Genomic DNA, 22,600 nt, shown 5'->3' with positions numbered 1-22,600 from the left:
ATTTCACGTTCAAGCTGCTGTTGAACATGGCTTGCACGGGTGGGGCATAGATGGGCGCGGCCGTTGTCAGCCGCCTGGGAATGCTGTTTTGCGCTGAGTTTCGATACTCAGGGTGACATAAGTGTCGTGGTTGTACAACCGGTTGCACCGTTAATCCGACAAAATCGACCGTTCGGCGGACAACCGGTTGCACAGATTTTTGTACCGCCCGTAAGATAAGGACAACCGGTTGCACAAAGAAGCACTACGATGACGAAGGAGCATCACCATGGACGCCATTAACGATTGGGAAAACCAAGCGCTCACCCACAGGAACCGCCTGGCACCCCATGCGTACTTTATGGGTTATGAGGCCGCCGATCTCGCCGCTACGTACAGCCGCGAGCTGTCGCGCGGATTTGTCCAGCTGTCCGGCTCGTGGCAGTTCCGCCTTTTTGAGGGCCCCGCGGCCGTCTCCAACGAAGCACTTTGCACGTACAAGCCCGAGTGGGATCACGTGGAGGTTCCGCACCTGTGGCAGGTAGACGGCTATGGCAACCTTGCCTACACCGACGAGGGTTTTCCGTTCCCGGTGGATCAGCCGTTCGTTCCCTCCGACGACCCTACGGGCGTCTACCAGCGCATCGTCAAACTTCCCGCCGTGCCTGCCGGCGCTCGCGAGATTATTCGCTTCGACGGTATCGAGAGCTACGGCGAGCTGTATGTCAACGGCAAGTTTATCGGCATGACCAAGGGTTCGCGCCTGTCCGCCGAGTTTGACGTGACCGACGCGCTCGTCGAGGGCGACAACCTGTTTGCGGTCAAGGTTCTGCAGTACAGCGATGGTAGCTACATCGAGGACCAGGACATGTGGTGGGCATCGGGCATCTTCCGCGATGTGTACCTCATGCAGCGTCCCGCCGCGCATCTGGTCGACTTTAGGTTCCGCACGCACCGCGAGGGCGATGCCGCTCTGATCACGCTCGATACGGTTGCCGAGGGCGCAAGTCGCGTCGTGTATACGCTCAGCGATGGCCAGAATGTGGTCGCTACGGGCGAGTGCGTCGACGGCCATGCCGAGTGCAGCGTTGCCGATGCCCACTTCTGGAACCCCGAGGACCCCTTCCTCTATGACCTTACGCTTGAGGTCTACGACGGCGACGAGGTCAGCGAGTACGTTCCGCATCGCCAAGGCCTTGCCGAGGTGACGGTCGAGGGCAATCATATCTACCTCAACGGCACCTACTTTAAGATGCATGGCGTCAACCGCCACGACCACGACGATCACAAGGGCCGCGCCGTGGGTCTCGAGCGCATGCGCCGCGACCTGGAGCTCATGAAGCAGCACAACATCAACGCGGTGCGCACGTCCCACTACGCCAACGATCCGCGCTTCTACGAGCTGTGCGACGAGTACGGCATCATGCTGGTCGCCGAGACAGATATGGAGAGCCACGGCTTCGAGAATATCGGCAATATCGCCCTGGTCACCGACGACCCTGCCTGGGAGCCGGCTTACGTTGACCGTGTTGAGCGCCTGGTGATGCAGGAACGCAACCACGCGTGCATCATCATGTGGTCGATGGGCAACGAGAGCGGCTATGGCTGCAACATCCGCGCGATGTACGCCAAAGCTCACGAGCTCGACGGTCGTCCGGTCCACTACGAGGAGGATCGCAACGCCGATACCGTCGACGTCATTTCCACCATGTACTCCCGCGTGTCGCAGATGAACGACTTTGGCGAGCATCCGTTCCCCAAGCCGCGCATCAACTGCGAGTACGGCCACTCCATGGGTAATGGTCCCGGAGGCCTGTCCGAGTACCAGGAGGTCTTCGATCGCTGGGATTGCATCCAAGGCCAGTTTATTTGGGAATGGTGCGACCACGGTTTGGCTGCTGTGACCGAGGACGGCGTTGCCTACGACATGTATGGCGGCGACAACGGCGATTACCCCAACAACAGCAACTTCTGCATCGACGGCATGGTGTTCCCCTGGCAGCAGCCGAGCCCGGGCCTTACCGAGTACGGCCAGGTCATCTGCCCGGTTCGCATGGCCTACGATGCCGAGGCGGGCGAGCTGACCGTCACCAACAAGCGTTGGTTTACCACCCTCGAGGATGTCTGCCTGTCGGCGGAGACCCTGGTGGACGGCGACGTGGTCTGCCGCAAGACGCTCATGCCCGGTGCGGTTGCCCCCGGCGAGTCCGTCCAGCTTCCGCTGGTGATTCGCGAGGCCGCAGTGGGCGAGACCCTGCTGACCGTGCACGCCTACACCATGGCGGCTCACGCCTGGTGCGAGCCGATGTTCCAACTGGGTGCAAGCCAGTTTGCCATCGCAAACCATCCGGCGCCGGCAATTGCCGCCCCCACTCGTCCTGAGCTTACGGTCGAGGAGACCGAGCAGGAGATTCGTATTCGCTCCCTCAACGGCGAGCTGACCTTCAGCAAGGTCAACGGTACCGTGAGCGAGTGGAAGGCATCCGGTCGCGACGTCATGACCTCCGGTCCCCAGGTTGGTTTTTGGCATCCGCTCGTCGATAACCACGCCCAGGAGTACGACTCCCTGTGGAAGGATAACTTCATCGATGTGATGCAGACGTCTACCCGCAATGTTTCTTGGAAGCAGGACGACAATGCGGTTGTCGTTACCGTGAGCCAGCGTATCGCTCCTCCCGTCCGCGCGTTCGGCATGCGCGTCGAGCTCGTCTATACCGTGCTTCCGAGTGGCCGCGTCGACCTCAAGGTTTCCGGCGAGCCCTACGGCGACTATTCGGACATTATCCCGCGCATCGGCATCTCCTTCGAGGTCCCCGGTTGTGATCGTGCCGTCGAGTGGTATGGCCACGGCCCGGGCGAGAACTATCCGGACTCGCTGCGCGCCAACCCGGTCGGTCATTACCGCACTACGGTCGACGACATGTTCACGCCCTACGTTATGCCCCAGGACTGCGCCAACCGCGAGGGTACCCGCTGGGTCGCCCTGCGCTCCAGCCACGGTGACGGTCTGGTCGTGACGCGTCCGAGCGACGCCGCTTCCAATCCGTTCTCGTTCTCCGCATGGCCCTATAGCTGCGAGGCTATCGATAATGCCAAGCATGTCTACGATCTTGTCCCGGGCGACACGGTTACGGTCAACATCAACGACCAGCTGCTCGGCCTTGGCTCGAACTCTTGGGGTTCCGAGGTGCTCGATTCCTATCGCACCCGTTTTGAGAGCTTCAGCTTTGAGGTGTCCCTGCGACCGCTGACGTCTGCCGATCTGGCTCAGGCGCTGGCACCCATTAAGGAGGCATAAGTCATGCATATCTTTAACTCGCGTGCCGATTTCGACGCCCAGATGAAGTCCGTCAAGAAGTGGATGCGTACCGGTCAGGCACTCGACGGCGTTTCTGAACTGCAGCACGATGTGGCGTACTCTATCGGCGACTCGCTGGTGTATTGGTGGGTGAACGCCCACGAGGCGGCTACTGCCGATCTGGTCGGTCACCGTCGCTACCATGCCGTGCTCGCCCCGCTCGACGGCAATCTGACCGTTGAGGTGGCTTCCAAGGCCGATCTTACCTGTACGCGCGCCTACAGCGATATCGATGATCGCGAGCGCTTTGAGGGTACGGGGGAGACCGTGACGATTCCCACCGGCGGCGTTGCCGTCGTCGAAATTGACGAGGCCTACCGTGTCGTGGCCGATGCCGCGGATCCCCGCGTCGTGGTGCTGCACGTGACAGTCGAAGGTTATTCCTTCCCCAACAAGTAGTATTCGTCCGCCTGGACGTTTGCTTCGCGCCGTTAAGGGGGATGGCTTTGTTGACTCCCTTTTCCCCATTCCCCTTAGCAGGTGCGCCGTCCGTGTTTGCACTTGCAGCTCGGACGGTTTTAGATGACATTTAACAGATGATTGGGAGGGCTTATGAGCTCTGAAAAACGAGGAACGATTGGTTCGTTCGCTCTGCTGGGCATGACGGTCGCCGCCGTGTTCGGTATCAAGAACATCATCAACAACAACGCGGCCATCGGCTTGGCAGCTGCGCCGTCGTTCTTCTTCGCCACGCTTTTGTACTTTGTCCCCTATACCCTGGTTACCGCCGAGTTCGTCGGCCTCAACAAGGACTCCGAGTCTGGCGTGTACGCATGGGTTAAGACCTCGATGGGTGGTCGCTGGGCGTTCCTGACGGCATTTAGCTACTGGTTCGTTAACCTGTTCTTCTTTGCGTCCGTCCTGCCCAACGTCATCATCTACGCGAGCTACGTGTTCTTTGGTGCCAACGCCGAGCTTTCGCAGCTGTGGATCACCATTATCGAGATCGTCGTCTTTGCTATCGCCACGTGGGTTTCGACCAAGGGCGCTAAGTGGATCGGCTCCATTTCCTCCTTCGGTTCGACCGCGGCTCTCGGCCTGACCGCCGTGTTCATCCTGCTGTCCCTGGCTGCTGCCTTTGGCGGCGTTGAGTTCGCTACGGCTCCTACTCCCGCTAACATGGCTCCCGACATGAGCAACTTCGCAACTGCGTGGGGCTTCTTCGGTACGCTTGCCTGGATCATCCAGGGCGTTGGCGGCGCTGAGTCTGTCGGCGTGTTCCTTAACGACCTTAAGGGTGGCGTCAAGGCCTTCGTGCGCACCGTCGTTATCGCCGGCCTGACCATCGGCCTTCTGTATGCAGGCGCTTCGCTGCTGGTTAACCTGTTCATCCCCGAGGGCGGCGTTGCCATCTCCACCGGTATCTTCGACGTATTCGGCGCTGTCTTTGCCCACTTTGGCATTCCCATGGAAGTGTCTACGCGCGCCATCGGCTTGATCCTTCTCGCCGCCACGCTGGGCTCCCTCATGATGTGGACCTCTGCTCCCATCAAGGTTTTCTTCACCGAGATCCCCAAGGGCGTCTTTGGTAGCAAGATCGTCGAGCTCAACGAGCATGGCATTCCTGCCCGCGCTGCTTGGCTGCAGTTCGCCATCGTCGTCCCCATCCTGATCATTCCGGCCCTGGGCTCCGGTAACCTCGACGACCTGCTCATGATCGTTACCAACATGACTGCTGCCACCGCTCTGCTCCCACCGCTGCTGATTTTGCTTGCCTACTTTATGCTGCGCAAGAACTTTGACGCCGCTCCCCGTGGCTTCCGCATGGGTTCGCGCCGCTTTGGCCTGGTCGTTGCCGCATTCCTGCTTGTGGTCTTCTGCTTCGTGCTTATCTGCGGCACCATTCCGCTCGATCAGCCGCTGTGGCTGACGCTGGTCTACAACGTTGGCGGCGTGGTTGTCTTCTTGGGCCTTGCCGTGATGTGGTACAACCGCTACATCAACCGCCTGCGCGAGACCGATCCCGAGGCCGCCGAGAACGAGCTTCGCCCTTCCGTCCTCGATATGATGGAGTAGCGGCTAGGATTAATCTACGGCTGTGGAATAAATCGATTCCCTTTCCTAAGGAGGGGCCTTACGAGGCCCCTCCTTTTGTGTTTTGGGGCATGGTTTTGGCCCCCGTGGTCAAAAAATGCCAAATATGAGTACTGTTGCAAAAGAAGTGCCATATTTTTCGGCCTGCTCTGAGCGAAAATGGGCTCAAAATCGATTTATCTAACTCCCTTTAAAGGGCGTTTGACGGCTTTCAACCTCTTCGAATCGCTCAAGCTAGGCAATTTGCTCTCGATTTTGCTGCTACTAAATTTGTGACAGTACTCATATTTGCCACTTTTTGACCACGGGGTATCCGGAGGGGCCCTCGATAAGCATCTAACGCTACAATAACTACCACGTGGCTGGGTTTGCCGGCCGAATGTGTGATGTCGTGGGAGGGGACATGGTCGAGTTTACAAAGACGATTAAAGATCCGTTGGGACTACACGCCCGCCCGGTTGCGCTGCTCTATGACATCATTGCCAAGCACCGTAGCGACGTGTCGGTCAGCATCGGCGACCGCCATACCGACGGTCGCGATGTCATGGGCCTCATGGCTCTCTACGGCGAGTGCGGCGAGGACATCATCTTTCGCGTTTCGGGCGTAGACGAGGCTTCCTGCGTTACGTCGATCAGAAACCTCTCGCTCTAAGCATGACAGGGCGCGGCAAAGGACAGCTCTTTGCCGCGCCTTTTTGTTTCATATAGGAAACTTTTTCGAAATCTGAATAGGGACCCTTTCCAAAAAGTTAACCACGTGCTAGTTTACTAAAGCGAACATAGACGTGGTTAACTTTTATCGCGTCGATGTTGAGGACGAACTGACGTTAGGAGCCACTCATGTCTTGCGGACCGCAGATGCCGGCCATGCCGCTTTCGATGGTAAAAGCGGGCGAAACCGTGCGCGTGTCTCGTGTAAAGGGCAATGAGGACATGAAGCACCACCTCAAGGACCTCGGCTTTGTCGAGGGCAACGAAATCCACGTGGTGAGCTCGAGTGGCGCCAATATCATCGTCACGGTGCTGGGCGCACGCTTTGGCATCGATTCCAAGGTTGCCATGCACATCATGACCGTCGGTTAGTCCGCAGCATTTCATAAAAACTGAAAGGGGGACAAGAGGATGAAGACGTTGGGTGACGTTAAGGTGGGCGAGAGCTCTACCATCGTCAAGCTTCACGGTGAGGGTGCGCTTCGCCGTCACCTTATGGACCTGGGGCTCATCAAGGGCACTTCGTTCAAGGTCGTGAAGGTTGCACCGCTCGGTGATCCGGTCGAGATCAACGTGCGCGGCTACGAGCTTTCCATCCGCAAGGAGGAGGCTGCCGTCGTCGAGGTCCAGTAAGGGCTCGCGGCGCATATATCTGCAGATAAAGTTAGGTTTTTCTAACTTAATGCAGCATCTTTGAAGCACATTATCCAGCCTGCGCGGAGAAAGCAGCGCAGGCACACAAGGAAGAAGGATTGAATGGCGGATTCTCAGATCCATGTCGCGCTGGCGGGTAACCCCAACTGCGGCAAGACCACGCTTTTCAACCTGATCACCGGCGCCAACGGCTACGTTGGCAACTGGCCCGGCGTCACGGTTGAGAAAAAGGAGGCCAAGCTCCTAAGCGACAAGAACGTTACCATCACGGACCTCCCTGGCATCTACTCGCTTTCCCCCTACAGCCCTGAGGAGCAGTGCTCGCGCGATTACCTCATGAGCGGCGAGCCCGATGTCGTCGTCCAGGTGGTCGACGCCACCAACCTCGAGCGTAACCTGTACCTGGCGCTTCAGGTTATCGAGACCGGCCTGCCCGTGGTCGTTGCCCTCAACATGGCCGACCTGGTCGAGAAGAACGGCGATAAGATCGACACGGACAAGCTCTCCAAGAAGCTCGGTTGTCCGGTCATGATGATCTCGGCCCTTAAGAACAAGGGCATCAAGGAGCTGTTCGAGCAGGTCAAGAAGTCCGCTGCTTCCAAGGGCCAGGTGCCGGAGCACAAGTTCGATTCCTCCATCGAGGACGTTCTGGACCACATCGAGAACAATCTGCCGGCGAGCGTTCCCGCCAACAAGCGCCGCTACTACGCTGTCAAGCTGTTCGAGCGCGATGCGGACGCCTGCAAGCTCATCAACCTCACCAAGGAGAAGGCCGCTCGCGTCGAAGGTCTGGTCGCTCAGTGCGAGCAGGACTGCGACGATGACGCCGAGTCCATCATCACCGGCGAGCGTTACGGCGTGATTGCCCACATCATTGACGAGTGCCTCACCAAGGCTCCGGCAAAGATGAGCACCTCCGAGAAGATCGACCGCGTGGTTACCAACCGTATCCTGGGCCTGCCGATCTTTGTGGTCATCATGTTCTGCGTGTACTACATCGCCGTTTCTACCTTGGGCGGCACGGTGACCGACTTCACCAACGACCAGCTCTTCGGTACCGACGGTTGGTACGTGCTCGGTCAGGGCCGCGACGCCTACGACGCGGCCGTCGAGGCTGCGGGCGACAATGCCGACTCGGTCGACCCGGCACAGTACGGCCCCTATGTTCCTGGTATTACCACCATGGTCCACGACGCCCTTGTGGCGGGCGGCACCGAGGACGGTGGCCTGGTCGATTCGCTGGTCTGCGACGGCATCGTCGGCGGCCTGGGCGCCATCTTCGGCTTTGTCCCGCAGATGTTCCTGCTGTTCGTCATGCTGTCCTTCCTGGAGGACTGCGGCTATATGGCCCGCGTCGCCTTCATCATGGACCGCGTGTTCCGTCGCTTTGGCCTGTCCGGTAAGTCGTTCATCCCCATGCTCGTATCCTCGGGCTGCGGCGTCCCCGGCGTCATGGCCACCAAGACCATCGAGAACGAGAAGGACCGCCGCATGACGGTCATGACCACCACGTTTATTCCCTGTGGCGCTAAGCTGCCGATCATCGCCCTGCTCATGGGTTCCATCATCGGCGATTCTTCCACCACCGCCGCGTGGATCAGCCCGCTCTTCTACTTCCTGGGCGTCTTTGCCGTCATCGCTTCGGGCCTCATGCTCAAGAAGACCAAGCTCTTCGCCGGCCGCCCGACGCCGTTCGTTATGGAGCTTCCCGCCTACCACTTCCCGGCGATCCGCTCTTGGGCGCTGCACGTGTGGGAGCGCTGCTGGGCCTTTATCAAGAAGGCCGGCACGGTCATCTTCGCGTCCACCGTCGTTGTTTGGTTCCTGTCCAACTTTGGTAGCTACAACGGCACGTTTGGCTTCCTGCCTGCTATGGAGGGCATCCCCGAGGAGTTCATGGACTACTCCGTGCTTGCCATGCTGGGCAACCTGGTCGCCTGGATCTTCGCCCCGCTCGGCTTTAGCACCTGGCAGGCAACTGCGCTGACCGTCTCGGGCCTTGTCGCTAAGGAGAACGTCGTCGCCACCGCCGGTTCGCTGCTGTCCGTCGCCGACGCCGGCGAGACCGACCCGAGCCTGTGGACCGCGTTCGCCGGCATGTTCCCGACTATGGGCGCTTGCGTTGCCTTTGGTGCGTTCAACCTGCTGTGCGCTCCGTGCTTTGCCGCCATGGGCACTATCCGCAACCAGATGGATTCCGGCAAGTGGACCGCCATCGCGATCGGTTACGAGTGCGCCTTTGCTTGGGTCATTGGTCTGTTCATCAACCAGTTCTACAACCTGTTCGTTCTTGGACAGTTTGGTATCTGGACGGTTGTGGCCATCGTGCTGCTGGTTGCGATGCTCTTCCAGATCTTCCGTCCCATGCCTAAACATGCTTGGACCGACGAGGACGAGACCAACACTGCTTCCGCCGCAGTTTCCGCTTAAGTCCGAATAAGGATTAGCCCCTTTCCATGAGCCCGGGTGTCCCAGCGACACTCGGGCTTTTTGGTGCAATGGGGGACAGATTGCTTTGCTCCAGAAGTAAGATGTGGCGTTTCCGCAGATAAAACCGACCAAAACAAACCTGTCCCTTTTTGGCAGGTGGAAGATGGGGTAAAGTAAGTGGTGGTTAACTAGAGGAGGCTTACTATGGCACCTATCGATATTGTTGTGTTGGCTGTTATCGGCATTGCGTTTGTCGCCGTGTGCGTGCGTATCTACCGAAAGGGCACCTGCGCCGACTGCGCCCAGGGTGGCGTTTGTACGGGGCATTGCTCCAACAAAAAGACCTGCGCCGCACTTAAGGGCGTAGACAAAATCGCCGAAGACTTGGGCCGCGGTATCAAATAAAGGTCCAGGCACCCAAGCGCCTCGCGAGCATCCGTTCGCGGGGCGCTTTGCACATTTGGGGGAGAGTGTGGCGAGTTGAAGAGTATTTTTGGGTATCGCTAACTATGTGGTCAACGGCCCGCTCACCGTGGTCCATGCCGTAGCGAGCGCCAATCTCGCCGTCGAAGGCATGACCAACTACCTGGGCCTCTAACTCCATCCCGCCCATCAGTTGCGGTGAAATACAGACTGTTTTGGCCGTCAAAGGCCTTATCTACTCCGTATTCCACCGCAACTTTTTTGTGGGGTGGGCTAGAGACGCTGCATGCGGTACCCGACACCCATGTGCGTCTGAATCATCTTGGGGTGAGAGGGGTCTGCCTCGATCTTCTTGCGCAGGGTGCGCATGAACACGCGCAGGCTCGCCAGATCGCTGTCCCAGCTCGTGCCCCATATCTCGCGGGTGATGAAGGTGTGGGTGAGCACCTTGTCGACGTTTTTCGCCAGAAGGACGAGCAATTTGTACTCGGTTGGGGTGAGCGAGAGCTCGCGTCCGTCTTTCGTCGCGTATCCCGCGGCGTAGTCGATATGCAGCGGACCGTTGTCGAACGTGCTCGCTTCTGTCGATTCGCTTGACGCCATCGAGGAGCGCCTCAAATTCGCACGGACGCGCGCGAGCAACTCATCCACAGAAAAGGGCTTGGTGAGGTAGTCGTCTGCCCCTGCGTCAAGTGCTGCAATCTTGTCGGAATCTTCGGTGCGCGCCGAAATGACGATAATGGGGACTGCCGACCAGCTTCGGATCTTCGTGATGACCTCGATACCGTCAATGTCGGGAAGGCCGAGGTCGAGCATGATGAGGCTGGGGCCGTGCGACACCGCATCCATGATGGCGGCCTGGCCGTTGCAAACCTTGCTCACGACATAGCCGTGGAGGTCAAGCGCGGTCGAAACGAGGTTTTGAACGGTCAGGTCATCTTCGACCAGGAGGATGCGTGGCTTAGCGGCATTATTCATGAATCTCGATCTCCTCGGCGGGCAGGGTAAAACGGAAGACGGCCCCATGGGGGTGGTTGTCGCGAGCTTCGATGACGCCGCCATGCGCCTCCACGATGGAGCGGCAGAGCGACAGCCCAAGGCCGATGCTTCGACGCGAATCCACGGGCCGCGTATTGCGTGAGGTGAAGAAGCGCTCAAAGATATGAGGCTTGTCGCAGTCTGCCACACCCGGCCCATCGTCTGCGACGTCCACCACGACGAACGCACCCTCGCGACGTGCGCTGATGGTGACAGTCGAGTCCTCGGGCGTGTATTTGAAGGCGTTCATGATGAGATTCGTAAGCACCTGCATGATGAGATGGACGTCGATGCGTACCAGCAGGATGTCGTCAGTGTGCTCGATGGTGACGGTACGTCCATGCGATGCTTGGGCGACATGGCTGAGGGCGGCCTCGATGACCTCGTCGATGAGCTCGGATGTGAAGTTGAGGCAAATGGTGCCATCCTCGACGCGTGTGATGGCGAGGAGGTTCTCCACGGTATCGATAAGCCAGAGGGAGTCGTCGTAGATGGCATCGGCAAGATCGCAGCGTTGTTCGAGGCTGAGCTTCTCGTCGCTCTTCCGAAGGATTGCCGCAGATCCGGATATAGCCGTGAGTGGTGTCCTCAAATCGTGGCCGATGGAGCGCAAAAGGTTGGCGCGCAGCTGCTCGTTTTTCGCCAAGACCGCAGCCTCTTCGCGCTCTTGCGCCGCCCGGTCGCTTTCGAGCGCCAAGGCGCATTCGCCTACGATAGATAGGACGATCGAATGCTCGAAGGCTTCGATCTCGCGCCCCTCCAGGTCGATGCCGATGACACCGAATACCTTGTCGCCGGTGCGAACCGCGAGGTAGAGGCAGCGCGCCTCGGGCAGGGTCCGCGTGCTTGCGCCCGCGCGTTTGTTGTTGGTGTAGGTCCAGGTTGCAACAGCGCGCTCGTAGTCGGTGAGCAGCGACGCGGATCGGTTTTCGGTGCCAGCGGACTCATAGAGCGTCTTGCCGAGCGTGCCGTGTTCGGCGGTGTAGAAGACCACGTCGAGTTTTAGCAGTTTGATGAGTTGGTTCATGGCGACGCGGGCACACTCCTCCGCGCTATGGGCTTGCTGCAAGAGCTGGTTCGTTTCGAGGAGTACGCGCGTTTTGAATGCGTTCTCGGCGGAGGTACGGGCGTTGTCGGCGATGCGCGCAGTTAACTCGCCGGCGACCATAGCGGTAGCGAACATGATGCCGAACGTGACCAGATAGCTTCGGTCGTAGCTGGCGAGCGAAAACAGAGGCGTTACGAAGCAGAAGTTGTAAAGCACTACAGAGAGCACGCTCGATACGATCGTGCAGATACGCCCCGTCGTGGTGACGGCGGTCAGCAGGGCCGTGAGGATATAGAGGGATATGATGCTGGAATCGGCAAATCCCAGATGGCGGAAAGCCGTGCCGATCGCTGTGGCGACAAGAGAGAGGGCCAGCGTGCGAAGCACGTTTCGGCTGCTGGGCGGCTGCAGGGCGAGCGCATGGCGGCGTCCTTTGGGTCGGGAGGGCGGAGTCGACTGGTCTGGAATGATGTAAATGTCGAGGTTCGGGGCGAATGTTATGAGCTGTTCTACGAGAGATTTGCGGCCAAAGAGGGCCTGACGGACGCTGCTGTGCTCGCCCGTGCGCCCCATGACGATCTTCGAAATACCCGACAGGCGTGCGAACTCGGAGATCTGAAACGCGACGTCGTCGCCATAGACGGTTTCCATATGTGCTCCGAGCTGCTCGGCTAGGGCGATATTGTCTGCAAGCTTGGCGCGCTCATCATCGCTCATGGCTTGCGTGCGCGGGCTCTCTACGAACAGGGCGACGAGCTCGCTGCGAAACGCTTTCGCCATGCGTGCGGCGGCACGGACGATGCGGGGATTGGTCGGCGCCGGGGAGACACAGACTAAGATACGCTCCCTGGTGTAGTAGTCACGGTTTCCCAGCACGCGTGCGGCGTCTGTGAGGTGGCCGGTGCGATCGGCGCAGCGGCGCAGCGCGATTTCTCGGAGTGCGGTGAGGTTCTCGACGGTAAAAAAATGCTGTTGCGCTCGCTCGGCTTGTGCGGGACGGTAGACGAGGCCGGCGCGAAGGCGCTCAAGTAGGTCTTCGGGCTCTATGTCAACGAGCTCGACCTGGTCGGCATCATCGAAGATGCGGTCGGGGATTCGTTCGCTCACGACAACGCCGGTGATGGATGCAACCATGTCGTTTAGGCTCTCGATATGCTGAACGTTCACAGTCGTATAGACGTCGATGCCTGCATGTAGAAGTTCCTCGACGTCTTGATAACGTTTGTCGTGGCGAGACCCCGGCGCATTCGTATGGGCGAGCTCGTCGACAAGGATGAGCTGAGGGGCGCGTTCGATAGCCGCATCTAGATCGAACTCGCTGAGCGCAATGCCGTTGTGCTCAGCGAGTTTACAGGGCACGTTCTCAAGCCCTTGTGCAAGATGGGCAGTTGCCGGACGTTCGTGCGGCTCGATGTATCCCGCGACGACGTCGACACCTCGCCGCTTGGCGGCGTGGGCGGCTTGAAGCATCGCATAGGTTTTGCCTGCACCAGCAGCGTAGCCAAAGAAAATCTTGAGGTGTCCCCGGCTGGTTCGAGCGTCATCGGCGGCCTCGTCTTTCTCAATTGCCTTGAGGATGAGGTCTGGATTGACGCGAGTGTCCGATGCGTCGCGCTGCATAGCGTAGCCTTTCTGAAACGTTGCCCATGCGTGCATACGCGGTGAGGACGCCACTGTATGCTCGCGAGGTCGAGTATAGGCGCACTGCAGCCGCAATAGTGCTTTCTACCTGCATCTTTACGGCATCTTAAGGTCGTGAGCCCCGGCCCTCACGCCTCTTTAATCTCTAGAAGCGTTTACTGTCCCCAGGCGCTTGCGAGAGCAGGCGTCCGAGACATCGGACCGCGCGTGAAAGGGGCGGTAAATGAACATCCTCATTCCCATCATCGGAGTCGTCTGCATTGGACTCCTTATCTATTACATCTACATTCTGATGAGGAGTGATTCGTAAACTATGGACGCTGCGATTCAGTACATCTTGTACTTTGCCGTGCTCGTCGTCCTGGCCGTTCCGCTCGGTCGGTTCATGGCCCATATCATGGATGGTGAGCATACGTTCCTGTCGCCTGTGATTGCTCCTGTGGAGCGTGGCGTCTATCGTCTGCTTCGCATCGACGCGGCAGAGCAGATGGGGTGTAGGCGCTACCTGGCGAGCGTGCTGGTCTTTTCGGGGATCGGCCTCGTGGTCCTTGTGGCACTTCAAGCGCTTCAGTCCTTCTTGCCAGGCAATCCCCAGCACCTGCCGGGTGTGCCATGGGACCTGTCGTTCAATACGGCTGCTTCCTTCATAACCAACACCAACTGGCAGTCCTACTCCGGCGAGACCACCCTGTCCTACCTTGTGCAGTTCATGGGTCTCACCGTGCAGAACTTCGTTTCCGCTGGCACCGGTATCGCGGTCATGTTCGCGCTGATTCGTGGCTTCCGTCAGGTCAAGGAGCAGAGCTTGGGTTCCTTCTGGGTCGACCTCACCCGCACCGTCCTGTATGTGCTCATCCCGCTGAACCTCGTGTTCGGCATCTGCCTGGCTGCCGGTGGCGTCATCTCCAACTTCCAGCCGGCTCAGAAGGCTGAGCTCGTAGAGCCCGTCGCCGTCCAGCCTAATGCAGACGGCGGCTGGAGCGTCCTCGACGGCGCCCAGATCGAGGGCGACACGGTCAAGGTCGACGGCAAGGTTGTCGAGGGCGCGCGCGTGGTCACCGAGCAGTTCCTGCCCCAGGGTCCTGCGGCTCCTCAGGTCGCCATCAAGCAGTCCGGAACCAACGGCGGCGGCTTCTTCGGCGTGAACTCCGCCCATCCGTATGAGAACCCCAGTGCCTTCACCAACATCATCGAGATGACCAGCCTGCTGCTGATCCCGGCTGCCTGCTGCTTCACCTTCGGTATCGGCGTCAAGAACACCAAGCAGGGCAAGGCCATCTTTGCCGCCATGTTCATCCTGCTGGTGATCTTCACCGGCATCATCGCCGTCAACGAGCATGCGGGCACCCCGCAGCTGGCCGATGGCGGAGCGGTCAATATCGAGATGACCGACGGCCAAGCCGGCGGCAACATGGAGGGCAAGGAGAGCCGCTTCGGTATCGTCACCTCCTCCACGTGGTCGGCTTACACCACCGCCGCTTCCAACGGCTCGGTTAACTCCATGCACGACTCCTACACCCCGCTGGGCGGTTTTGTCCAGATGCTCCAGATGGCTCTGGGCGAGGTTGTCTTCGGCGGCGTGGGCTGCGGCCTGTACGGCATGATCGGCTTCGCCATCCTCACAGTGTTCATCGCCGGCCTTATGGTCGGCCGCACGCCCGAGTTCCTGGGCAAGAAGATCGAGCCGGGCGAGATGCGCTGGGCAGTTGTCCTGTGCCTGGCAACTCCGTTTGCCATTCTGGTGTGCTCGGCCATCGCCTGCATGGTGCCCGGTCTTGCCGACCAGCTCAACAATGGTGGCGCGCACGGCTTCTCCGAGGTGCTGTATGCCTTCACCTCATGCGGCGGCAACAACGGCTCGGCGTTTGCAGGTATGAACTGCAACATTCCCTGGATCAACGTCATGCTCGGCCTCGAGATGCTGTTCGCCCGCTTCATGCCCATCATCGGTACGCTGGCTATCGCCGGCTCGCTGGCCAAGAAGGGTAAGGTCGCCGAGAGCGCCGGTACCCTGTCTACCACCAACGGCATGTTCGTATTCCTGCTCGTGTTCATCGTTCTGCTGATCGGTGCCCTGAGCTTCTTCCCGGCCCTGGCGCTTGGCCCCGTTGCCGAGTTCTTCCAGATGATTGCGTAAAGGAGGGCGCAGATTTATGACTATGCAAAAAGACATGATGGGCCGCGCGGTCCGCGACTCGTTTGCCAAGCTGGACCCTCGCGTCCAGATTCAAAACCCGGTCATGTTCCTGGTGTGGCTTTCAGCCGTCATGACCTCCGTCCTGGTCGTCGCTTCCATCTTCGGTGTGCGGGACGCGGGTGTGCCCACCTACTATGTGGTCGCCATCGCGGTCATCCTGTGGCTCACCGACCTGTTCTCGAACTTCGCCGAGGCGCTTGCCGAGGGCCGCGGTAAGGCTCAGGCTGATTCTCTGCGTGCGGCCAAGAAGGATGTCGAGGCCCATCGCATCGAGTCCGTTGAGGACAAGGAGCACTTCACCGTCGTTCCCGGCACCGAGCTCACGCGCGGCGACCTGGTGATCGTACGCGCCGGCGAGCAGATTCCCGGCGACGGCGACGTCATCGAGGGCGCTGCCTCCGTTGACGAGTCCGCCATCACCGGCGAGTCCGCCCCCGTGGTCCGCGAGGCCGGCGGCGACCGCTCTGCCGTTACCGGCGGTACCACGGTGCTGTCCGACTGGATCATCGTCAAGATCTCCAGTGAGCCCGGCCAGAGCTTCCTGGACAAGATGATCGCGATGGTCGAGGGTGCCGCGCGCAAGAAGACCCCTAACGAGATCGCTCTGGAGATCTTCCTGGTGGCCCTTTCCATCGTCTTTATTCTGGTCACGCTGGCCCTGTATTGTTACTCCTGCTTCTCGGTCGGTCTTAACGACATGGTCAACCCCACGGCCGTGACCACGCTCGTGGCGCTGCTCGTGTGCCTGGCTCCCACTACCATCGGCGCCCTTCTGTCCGCCATCGGCATCGCCGGCATGAGCCGTCTGAACGAGGCCAACGTGCTGGCCATGTCCGGCCGCGCCATCGAGGCCGCCGGCGACGTCGACATCCTCATGCTCGACAAGACCGGCACCATCACCCTGGGTAACCGCCAAGCCGCCGAGTTCATCCCGGTCGACGGCGTCGATCCCGCGGAGCTGGCCGATGCCGCCCAGCTTTCCTCGCTGGCCGACGAGACCCCCGAGGGCCGTTCCATCGTCGTGCTCGCCAAGGAGCAGTTCGGTCTGCGCGGCCGCACGCTCGAGGATAAGGGCATGGAGTTCATCCCGTTCACCGCGGCAACGCGTATGTCCGGCGTGAACTACGAGGGCAATGAGATCCGCAAGGGCGCTGCCGATTCCGTGCGCACCTATCTGGAGGCAGCCGGCGGCGTGTTCTCCCAGGAGTGCGAAGAGGCCGTCGAACGCATCGCCAAGGCCGGCGGCACCCCGCTGGTCGTGACCAAGAACTGCCGCGTGCTGGGCGTTGTGTACCTCAAGGACATCATCAAGTCCGGCGTTAAGGAGAAGTTCGCCGACCTGCGCAAGATGGGCATCAAGACCATCATGGTGACGGGCGACAATCCGCTCACCGCCGCGGCAATCGCCGCCGAGGCCGGCGTTGACGACTTCCTGGCCGAGGCCACCCCTGAAGGCAAACTCGAGAAGATCCGCGAGTTCCAGCGTGAGGGTCACCTGGTCGCCATGACCGGCGACGGCACCAACGACGCGCCCGCTCTGGCCCAGGCCGACGTCGCCGTGGCCATGAACACGGGCACCCAGGCTGCCAAGGAGGCCGGCAACATGGTCGACCTCGACTCCAGCCCCACCAAGCTCATCGAGGTCGTGCGTATTGGCAAGCAGCTGCTCATGACCCGCGGCTCGCTCACGACCTTCTCGGTGGCCAACGACGTGGCGAAGTACTTCGCTATCATCCCGGCCCTGTTCTCGCCGATCTATTCGGGACTGGGCGCCCTCAACATCCTGAGCCTCACCAACCCGTTGACGGCCGTGCTGTCCGCCATCATCTACAACGCGCTGGTCATCGTCGCGCTAATTCCGGCGGCTCTCAAGGGCGTCAAGTACCGCGAGGTTCCATCCGGCCAGCTGTTGACCCATAACCTGCTGGTGTGGGGTCTGGGCGGCATCGTGGCGCCGTTCGTATTCATCAAGATTATCGACATGCTGCTGGCCTTGTTCGGCATTGGCATGATGTAGACGGAGGTTTGTATGTTCAAAGGTATCGCATCGCGCGCACTTGGCGTGTTCGCGCTGTTTACCATCGTCTGCGGCCTGGGATACACGCTCGTGGTGACCGGCGTCGTGCAGCTTGCGTTTCCGTACCAGGCGAACGGATCGCTTATTACGGTCGACGGCAAGGTTGTGGGTTCCGAGCTCATCGGCCAGAACTTCGATGACGAAGCCCACATGTGGGGTCGTATCCAGAACGTGTCAATTGTCGAAGGCGAAGACGGCGAGCTCATGGCGTATGGTGCCCCGTCCAACCTGTCCCCGGCGAGTGAGAAGTATCGGCAGCTTGTGGATGCGCGCGTGAAGAAGATTCGCGCCGCCAACTCCGATGCCGATATGGACGCTGTGCCCGTCGACCTGGTGACGTGTTCGGGGTCCGGCCTCGACCCGGAGATCTCTCCGGATGCCGCCGAGTACCAGGTCCCGCGCCTTGCCAAGGCCACGGGCAAGAGCGAAGACGAGGTGCGCGAGATCATCGCCCAGTGCACCAAGGGCCGTTTCCTCGGCGTGTTCGGCGAGCCCACGGTTAACGTGCTCAAGGTGAACCTTATGCTGGACGGCGCGCTGTAAGTGAGGGAGTGGCGGATGAGGGCATGACTGACTATCTGAGCCCTCAATTCCACCCCGCCCATCGGTTGCGGTGAAATACGGACTGTTTTGGCTGTCAAAAGTCTCATCTACTCCGTATTCCACCGCAACTTTTTTGTGAGGGTCGGGATTGAAGGTGGGGAGTGCGAGCGAGTGCGAATGCGGCGGATACTGATACGATAAGTACGTTAGTAACTGCCGCCGAGCGGCTCAAACGAAAGGAAGCCTGCATGGAGTCTTCTGCCTATCCAATGCTCTTTAGCCCGATCAAGGTCGGTACGACCGAGGTCAAGAACCGCGTCTTTATGCCGCCAGTGTCAACCAACCTGGCCGATCATGGCTATGTGACCGACGACTTGGTCGATCATTACCGCGCCCGCGCCAAGGGCGGCGTGGGCCTCATCATCACCGAGGTCGTGACGGTCGAGCCCACCTATACCTATCTGCCGGGTGACATGTGCTGCTACGACGACACGTTTATCCCCGGCTGGGAAAAGCTCGCCGCGGCCGTCCACGAGTACGGCTGCAAGATCATGCCGCAGCTCTTCCACCCCGCCTACATGGCCTTTAACATTCCAGGCACGCCGCGCCTGATCGCCCCGTCCTTTGTGGGCCCGTCCTATGCCCGCGAGGCACCGCGTCCCATCACGGTTGACGAGATCCACGAGCTCACGCATCAGTTCGGCGACGCTGCCGTGCGTATGCAGAAGGCCGGCGTCGATGGCGTCGAGGTCCATGCGGCGCACGCCCACGGTATGCTCGGCGGCTTTTTGACTCCGCTCTACAACAAGCGTACCGACGAGTACGGCGGCTCGCTCGACGCCCGCATGCGCTTCCTGCTCGAGGTCATCGCCGAGATTCGCGAGCGCTGCGGCAAGGACTTCATTATCGACGTCCGTATCTCGGGCGACGAGTACACCGATGGCGGCCTGACCCTCAACGACATGATCTACGTCTCGCGTCGCCTGGAGAAGGCCGGCGTCGACATGATTCATGTGTCGGGCGGCACCACCATCAAGCGTGGCTCCGCAATTCCCGCCGCCGGTACGCAGCAGGCCTCGCATGCCGCCTGCTCGCGCGAGATTAAGAAGCACGTCAACATTCCCGTTGCCACGGTCGGCCGCATCAACGAGGCCTGGATCGCCGAGGAGCTGATCGAGGACGGCGCCGCCGACATCTGCATGATGGGCCGCGCCAATCTGTGCGATGCCGAGTTCTGCAATAAGGCGGCTGCCGGCAACGCCGACGAGATCCGTCCCTGCATCGGCTGCCTGCGCTGCCTGAACGGCATCATGTTTGGCAAGCGCATCTCCTGCACCGTCAACCCGGACGTCGAGCGCGACGAGGCCGGCTACGAGCCTGCCGCCGAGGCCAAGAACGTGCTCGTCGTGGGCGCCGGTCCCGCTGGCATGGAGGCGGCCTACATTGCCGCCAAGCGCGGCCATAACGTGGTGCTCGTGGATAAGCAGGACGAACCGGGCGGCGAGATGCGCATCGCGGCCGTTCCGCCGGCAAAGCAGGAGCTCACTCGTGTGATCAAGTACCAGTACCGTCGCCTGGCCGAGGCCGGCGTCACGTGCGTATTTGGCACTGAGCTTACTGCCGAGGACATTCAGCGTGACTACGCCGGCTACGAGGTCGTCCTAGCTTATGGCGCCGAGCCCATCGCTCCGGCCTTCATGCAGGGCTTTAAGCAGGTTATGACGGCTGACGACCTGTTGGGCGGCAAGGCTTTTCCGGGCAAGAAGATCGTCATCGTGGGCGGCGGCACCGTCGGCTGCGAGACGGCCGATTACCTGGCCCCGTTGGTCAACGACCTGTCGCCGGCCAATCGCGATGTCACCGTCATCGAGATGACCAAGACGCTCGCCGCCAACGAGGGCGGTGCCGGCCGCGCGGTGCTCATCACGCGCATGCTCTCCAAGGGTGTCCACGTGCTGACTGAGGCCAAGGTGACCGAGATTACCGAGGATGCTATCAGCTACGAGAAGGACGGCGAGGTCCACACCATCACCGGTGCCGATACGCTGGTGCTTGCCATGGGCTATCGTCCCAATACCAAGCTGGCAGACGACCTGGCTGCAGCCGGTGTTGCCACCCACGTGCTGGGCGATGCCAACAAGTGCGGTAACATTCGCGACGCCATCGGCGATGGCTACAAGGTTGCCTGTGAGCTCTAGTTAACCCTTTGTTGCGTGGGGGCCAGGTTACTTTGCGCTAAGTTGATGCATGTAAACCTGACCCCATTGCACCATTTGATAAAACGCAAGCGCTCGCTGCCTGCGTTTTATCAAAGAAAGATTATTGTCGAGCCTTAAATGCCTTTTGTTTGTGTGCCTTCCGCAATCATATTGCGGTTGTAGACCAGGTGCAGATACATCGCATCGTGAGCGGCGGTGGGGTTGCGCGTCTCAATGGCGTCGGCCACACCGTGGTGCGTGCGGATGGTCTCCTCGACGAACTTTTTTGCCCGTTACGTCGATAAAGAGGGGAACGGATGCCTTGAGCACACCCATCAGACGGGTAACGGCGAGGTTGCCGCCATCCCAGGGCGGCTTCATGGGGTAGCGCCCGTACGCATCGAATTTTTCCTCTCATAGATGTGCGGCACAAAGAGCCCCGAGTTCATACGAGCTCGGGGCTCTTTTCGTTTGGATTTCAGACGTATTGACAGACGAAAACAGTCTGCGTCCGGTATTGAGCCATACGAAAGCGAAATTATGCGTCTTAATTCCGTACGCAAATCAAGACGAAAACAGTTTGCGTCTTATATAAATCAGTACGCAAACGGTTTTCGTCTTATAATACGGTTATGAATGGTACGAAACGAGGGGGTTGTGCATATGGTTGTTAGAGAGAGCCCTACAGTCGAATACAAGGAAAGCGTTACGCCGACGTTTCTTAAAACGGTGAGCGCCTATGCAAACTATGGGACGGGCAAGATTGAGTTTGGCGTTGATGACGAGGGCGTGGTTGTCGGCCTTGCAGATCCGGTCGCAGAGTGTCTCCGCATCGAGAACATGATTAATGACAGCTTGGACCCCGCTCCCCGTTACACGCTCGAGCCCGATGAGAAACACGGGACCGTAATCCTTACGGTTTATGAGGGACAGGACAAACCCTATCGAAGCAAGGGAAATGCCTACAGGCGAAACGATTCGGCAACGGTGGAGGTCGACCGGTTTGAGTATGGCAGGCTGACGCTCGAAGGCAGCAACGTAACGTTCGACGCGCTCACGTCGGCTCGCCAGGACTTGAGCTTTCATACGCTCGAGCATAAGTGTGTTGAACACCTCGGCATTTCCGAGCTAACGTCGGATATCTTGCGTACGCTCCGCTTGCTCGGCAAGGATGGCTATACCAATGCCGCGGCGATTTTAGCGGATAAGAATGATTTTCCAGGCATCGACTGCGTCCGTTTTGGCGATACCGAGGATGTGATCTTGGATCGCGAGGCGGCGACAAATGTATCCGCAATTGAGCAGGCGGACAGGGCGGTGGCTATGTTTGCACGCTACTACCGTTATGAGCGTATCGAAGGGATGGAGCGCGTCCAAACCGATCGAATTCCTCTTGAGGCATTCCGCGAAGCTGTTGCAAACGCTTTAGTGCATCGGACGTGGGACGTTCGAGCGAACGTTCAAATTGCCCTGTACGATGATCGCGTCGTTGTGACCTCCCCCGGATCGCTGCCCGCCGGTTTGACGACGGAACAATACCTGTATGGGCAGATATCCGTGCTCAGAAACCCCATCGTTGCAGAGGCCTTCTTAAAGCTGGATTACATCGAGAAATTTGGTACGGGAATTGCGCGCATTAGACGTGCCTATCGCGATTCGATCAATCAACCAATTTTTGATGTTCGCGGCGGCATGGTGGCCGTCACATTGCCCGTTACCGATGCCTTTGAAGGGTCCGAGGAAGAGGTCCAGGTTCTCAAGGCCTTGTCGGGCGGGCGAATTATGTCGCGAAGCGAGATTGAAAAACAGACGGGGCTGAGCCGCATGCGGACGTTGGCGGCACTCGAATCTCTGCTTGAACGGAATGCAATCGTAAGGCAGGGAACCGGGCGGGCCACGAAATACGAGCGCTCATAGTCCAAAAGAGCCATGGTACAAGACGGACCCCAAGCCAGCGTTGGCTTGGGGTCCGTTATATCCCGGATGGTAATGGGCCGATTATTGTCAAGTTATAGCAAAGTACAGCGACGTACAGCAAAGTATAGTGAGATATAGCAAGCCGTATAGCGCGCCTTGATTTTCAACCCTTGATTATCAACCGTCCGTATTTCACAGCAACTTATAACAGGCTCGGGGTGCCAATTTGGGGTGCAGTAGTGCTGCGCCACGAAAAGGGCCTATCTACTACGTTTAAGCCGCAGGGGTCAACCATAGTCGGTTTTTTCGAAAATCGACAAGCTGTCTACCTGCGGTTTTGTTTTCACGGTTT

General features: G+C 59.5%; 15 protein-coding genes. 13 read left to right on the top strand and 2 right to left on the bottom strand.

Features of this window, described 5'->3' with window-relative positions; genetic code table 11:
- Nucleotides 1-268 precede the first annotated feature (268 nt).
- The 8 genes from DXC18_RS08975 (at nt 269) to DXC18_RS08940 (ending at nt 9,571) form a co-directional block, all read left to right on the top strand.
- The gene (locus DXC18_RS08975) at nt 269-3,277 is read left to right on the top strand and encodes a glycoside hydrolase family 2 TIM barrel-domain containing protein (protein ID WP_117583377.1); all 3,009 of its coding nucleotides are present in this window, start codon (nt 269-271) and stop codon (nt 3,275-3,277) included.
- 3 nt (nt 3,278-3,280) lie between these two features.
- The gene (locus tag DXC18_RS08970; RefSeq protein WP_117563669.1) at nt 3,281-3,736 is read left to right on the top strand and encodes a hypothetical protein; all 456 of its coding nucleotides are present in this window, start codon (nt 3,281-3,283) and stop codon (nt 3,734-3,736) included.
- A 153-nt stretch (nt 3,737-3,889) separates the two neighbouring features.
- On the top strand, nt 3,890-5,353 hold the full coding sequence (locus DXC18_RS08965) for an amino acid permease (RefSeq protein WP_117583376.1): 1,464 nt from the start codon (nt 3,890-3,892) through the stop codon (nt 5,351-5,353).
- A 421-nt stretch (nt 5,354-5,774) separates the two neighbouring features.
- Nucleotides 5,775-6,023 carry an HPr family phosphocarrier protein gene (locus DXC18_RS08960; protein WP_022094361.1) on the top strand — a complete coding sequence of 83 codons (249 nt, stop codon included), beginning with the start codon at nt 5,775-5,777 and terminating at the stop codon, nt 6,021-6,023.
- Between the two features lie 188 nt (nt 6,024-6,211).
- Nucleotides 6,212-6,454: a FeoA family protein gene (locus DXC18_RS08955; protein ID WP_022094360.1), complete on the top strand. Its 243-nt coding sequence runs from the start codon at nt 6,212-6,214 to the stop codon at nt 6,452-6,454.
- Nucleotides 6,455-6,493: 39 nt separating this feature from the next.
- On the top strand, nt 6,494-6,715 hold the full coding sequence (locus tag DXC18_RS08950) for a FeoA family protein (protein ID WP_006234774.1): 222 nt from the start codon (nt 6,494-6,496) through the stop codon (nt 6,713-6,715).
- Nucleotides 6,716-6,838: 123 nt separating this feature from the next.
- The gene (locus DXC18_RS08945) at nt 6,839-9,166 is read left to right on the top strand and encodes a ferrous iron transporter B (protein WP_117628963.1); all 2,328 of its coding nucleotides are present in this window, start codon (nt 6,839-6,841) and stop codon (nt 9,164-9,166) included.
- Between the two features lie 204 nt (nt 9,167-9,370).
- The gene (locus DXC18_RS08940; protein WP_035136858.1) at nt 9,371-9,571 is read left to right on the top strand and encodes a hypothetical protein; all 201 of its coding nucleotides are present in this window, start codon (nt 9,371-9,373) and stop codon (nt 9,569-9,571) included.
- 291 nt (nt 9,572-9,862) lie between these two features.
- On the opposite strand, the gene DXC18_RS08935 is transcribed toward DXC18_RS08940, so the two are convergent.
- Nucleotides 9,863-10,567 (bottom strand): response regulator, encoded by a 705-nt coding sequence (locus DXC18_RS08935; protein ID WP_117583373.1) that lies wholly within the window; start codon nt 10,565-10,567, stop codon nt 9,863-9,865.
- Nucleotides 10,560-13,295 carry a sensor histidine kinase KdpD gene (locus tag DXC18_RS08930; RefSeq protein WP_117583372.1) on the bottom strand — a complete coding sequence of 912 codons (2,736 nt, stop codon included), beginning with the start codon at nt 13,293-13,295 and terminating at the stop codon, nt 10,560-10,562. The genes DXC18_RS08935 and DXC18_RS08930 overlap by 8 nt, the downstream gene beginning before the upstream one ends.
- Nucleotides 13,296-13,629: 334 nt before the next feature.
- Between DXC18_RS08930 and kdpA the strand changes: the two genes are divergently transcribed.
- The 5 genes from kdpA (at nt 13,630) to DXC18_RS08905 (ending at nt 22,248) form a co-directional block, all read left to right on the top strand.
- The gene (gene kdpA, locus DXC18_RS08925) at nt 13,630-15,453 is read left to right on the top strand and encodes a potassium-transporting ATPase subunit KdpA (RefSeq protein ID WP_117628962.1); all 1,824 of its coding nucleotides are present in this window, start codon (nt 13,630-13,632) and stop codon (nt 15,451-15,453) included.
- Nucleotides 15,454-15,469: 16 nt separating this feature from the next.
- Complete coding sequence (gene kdpB, locus DXC18_RS08920) at nt 15,470-17,530, top strand: potassium-transporting ATPase subunit KdpB (protein ID WP_117583370.1); 2,061 nt, start codon at nt 15,470-15,472, stop codon at nt 17,528-17,530.
- 12 nt (nt 17,531-17,542) lie between these two features.
- Complete coding sequence (gene kdpC / locus DXC18_RS08915) at nt 17,543-18,133, top strand: potassium-transporting ATPase subunit KdpC (RefSeq protein ID WP_117583369.1); 591 nt, start codon at nt 17,543-17,545, stop codon at nt 18,131-18,133.
- A 248-nt stretch (nt 18,134-18,381) separates the two neighbouring features.
- Complete coding sequence (locus tag DXC18_RS08910; protein WP_117583368.1) at nt 18,382-20,331, top strand: NAD(P)/FAD-dependent oxidoreductase; 1,950 nt, start codon at nt 18,382-18,384, stop codon at nt 20,329-20,331.
- Between the two features lie 663 nt (nt 20,332-20,994).
- Nucleotides 20,995-22,248: an ATP-binding protein gene (locus tag DXC18_RS08905; protein WP_117716930.1), complete on the top strand. Its 1,254-nt coding sequence runs from the start codon at nt 20,995-20,997 to the stop codon at nt 22,246-22,248.
- Nucleotides 22,249-22,600 lie beyond the last annotated feature (352 nt).

This window comes from Collinsella sp. OM08-14AT, from assembly GCF_003438115.1.
Classification (GTDB): domain Bacteria; phylum Actinomycetota; class Coriobacteriia; order Coriobacteriales; family Coriobacteriaceae; genus Collinsella.
Note: the sequence above shows the minus strand (reverse complement) of the source record. Positions and strands in the feature narration are given on the sequence as shown.

Bases quoted from the DNA above. Each gene is read 5' to 3' on its own strand.
- DXC18_RS08975 (WP_117583377.1), top strand. From the start codon at position 269: ATGGACGCCATTAACGATTGGGAAAACCAAGCGCTCACCCACAGGAAC.
- DXC18_RS08970 (WP_117563669.1), top strand. From the start codon at position 3,281: ATGCATATCTTTAACTCGCGTGCCGATTTCGACGCCCAGATGAAGTCC.
- DXC18_RS08965 (WP_117583376.1), top strand. From the start codon at position 3,890: ATGAGCTCTGAAAAACGAGGAACGATTGGTTCGTTCGCTCTGCTGGGC.
- DXC18_RS08960 (WP_022094361.1), top strand. From the start codon at position 5,775: ATGGTCGAGTTTACAAAGACGATTAAAGATCCGTTGGGACTACACGCC.
- DXC18_RS08955 (WP_022094360.1), top strand. From the start codon at position 6,212: ATGTCTTGCGGACCGCAGATGCCGGCCATGCCGCTTTCGATGGTAAAA.
- DXC18_RS08950 (WP_006234774.1), top strand. From the start codon at position 6,494: ATGAAGACGTTGGGTGACGTTAAGGTGGGCGAGAGCTCTACCATCGTC.
- DXC18_RS08945 (WP_117628963.1), top strand. From the start codon at position 6,839: ATGGCGGATTCTCAGATCCATGTCGCGCTGGCGGGTAACCCCAACTGC.
- DXC18_RS08940 (WP_035136858.1), top strand. From the start codon at position 9,371: ATGGCACCTATCGATATTGTTGTGTTGGCTGTTATCGGCATTGCGTTT.
- DXC18_RS08935 (WP_117583373.1), bottom strand. From the start codon at position 10,567: ATGAATAATGCCGCTAAGCCACGCATCCTCCTGGTCGAAGATGACCTG.
- DXC18_RS08930 (WP_117583372.1), bottom strand. From the start codon at position 13,295: ATGCAGCGCGACGCATCGGACACTCGCGTCAATCCAGACCTCATCCTC.
- kdpA (WP_117628962.1), top strand. From the start codon at position 13,630: ATGGACGCTGCGATTCAGTACATCTTGTACTTTGCCGTGCTCGTCGTC.
- kdpB (WP_117583370.1), top strand. From the start codon at position 15,470: ATGACTATGCAAAAAGACATGATGGGCCGCGCGGTCCGCGACTCGTTT.
- kdpC (WP_117583369.1), top strand. From the start codon at position 17,543: ATGTTCAAAGGTATCGCATCGCGCGCACTTGGCGTGTTCGCGCTGTTT.
- DXC18_RS08910 (WP_117583368.1), top strand. From the start codon at position 18,382: ATGGAGTCTTCTGCCTATCCAATGCTCTTTAGCCCGATCAAGGTCGGT.
- DXC18_RS08905 (WP_117716930.1), top strand. From the start codon at position 20,995: ATGGTTGTTAGAGAGAGCCCTACAGTCGAATACAAGGAAAGCGTTACG.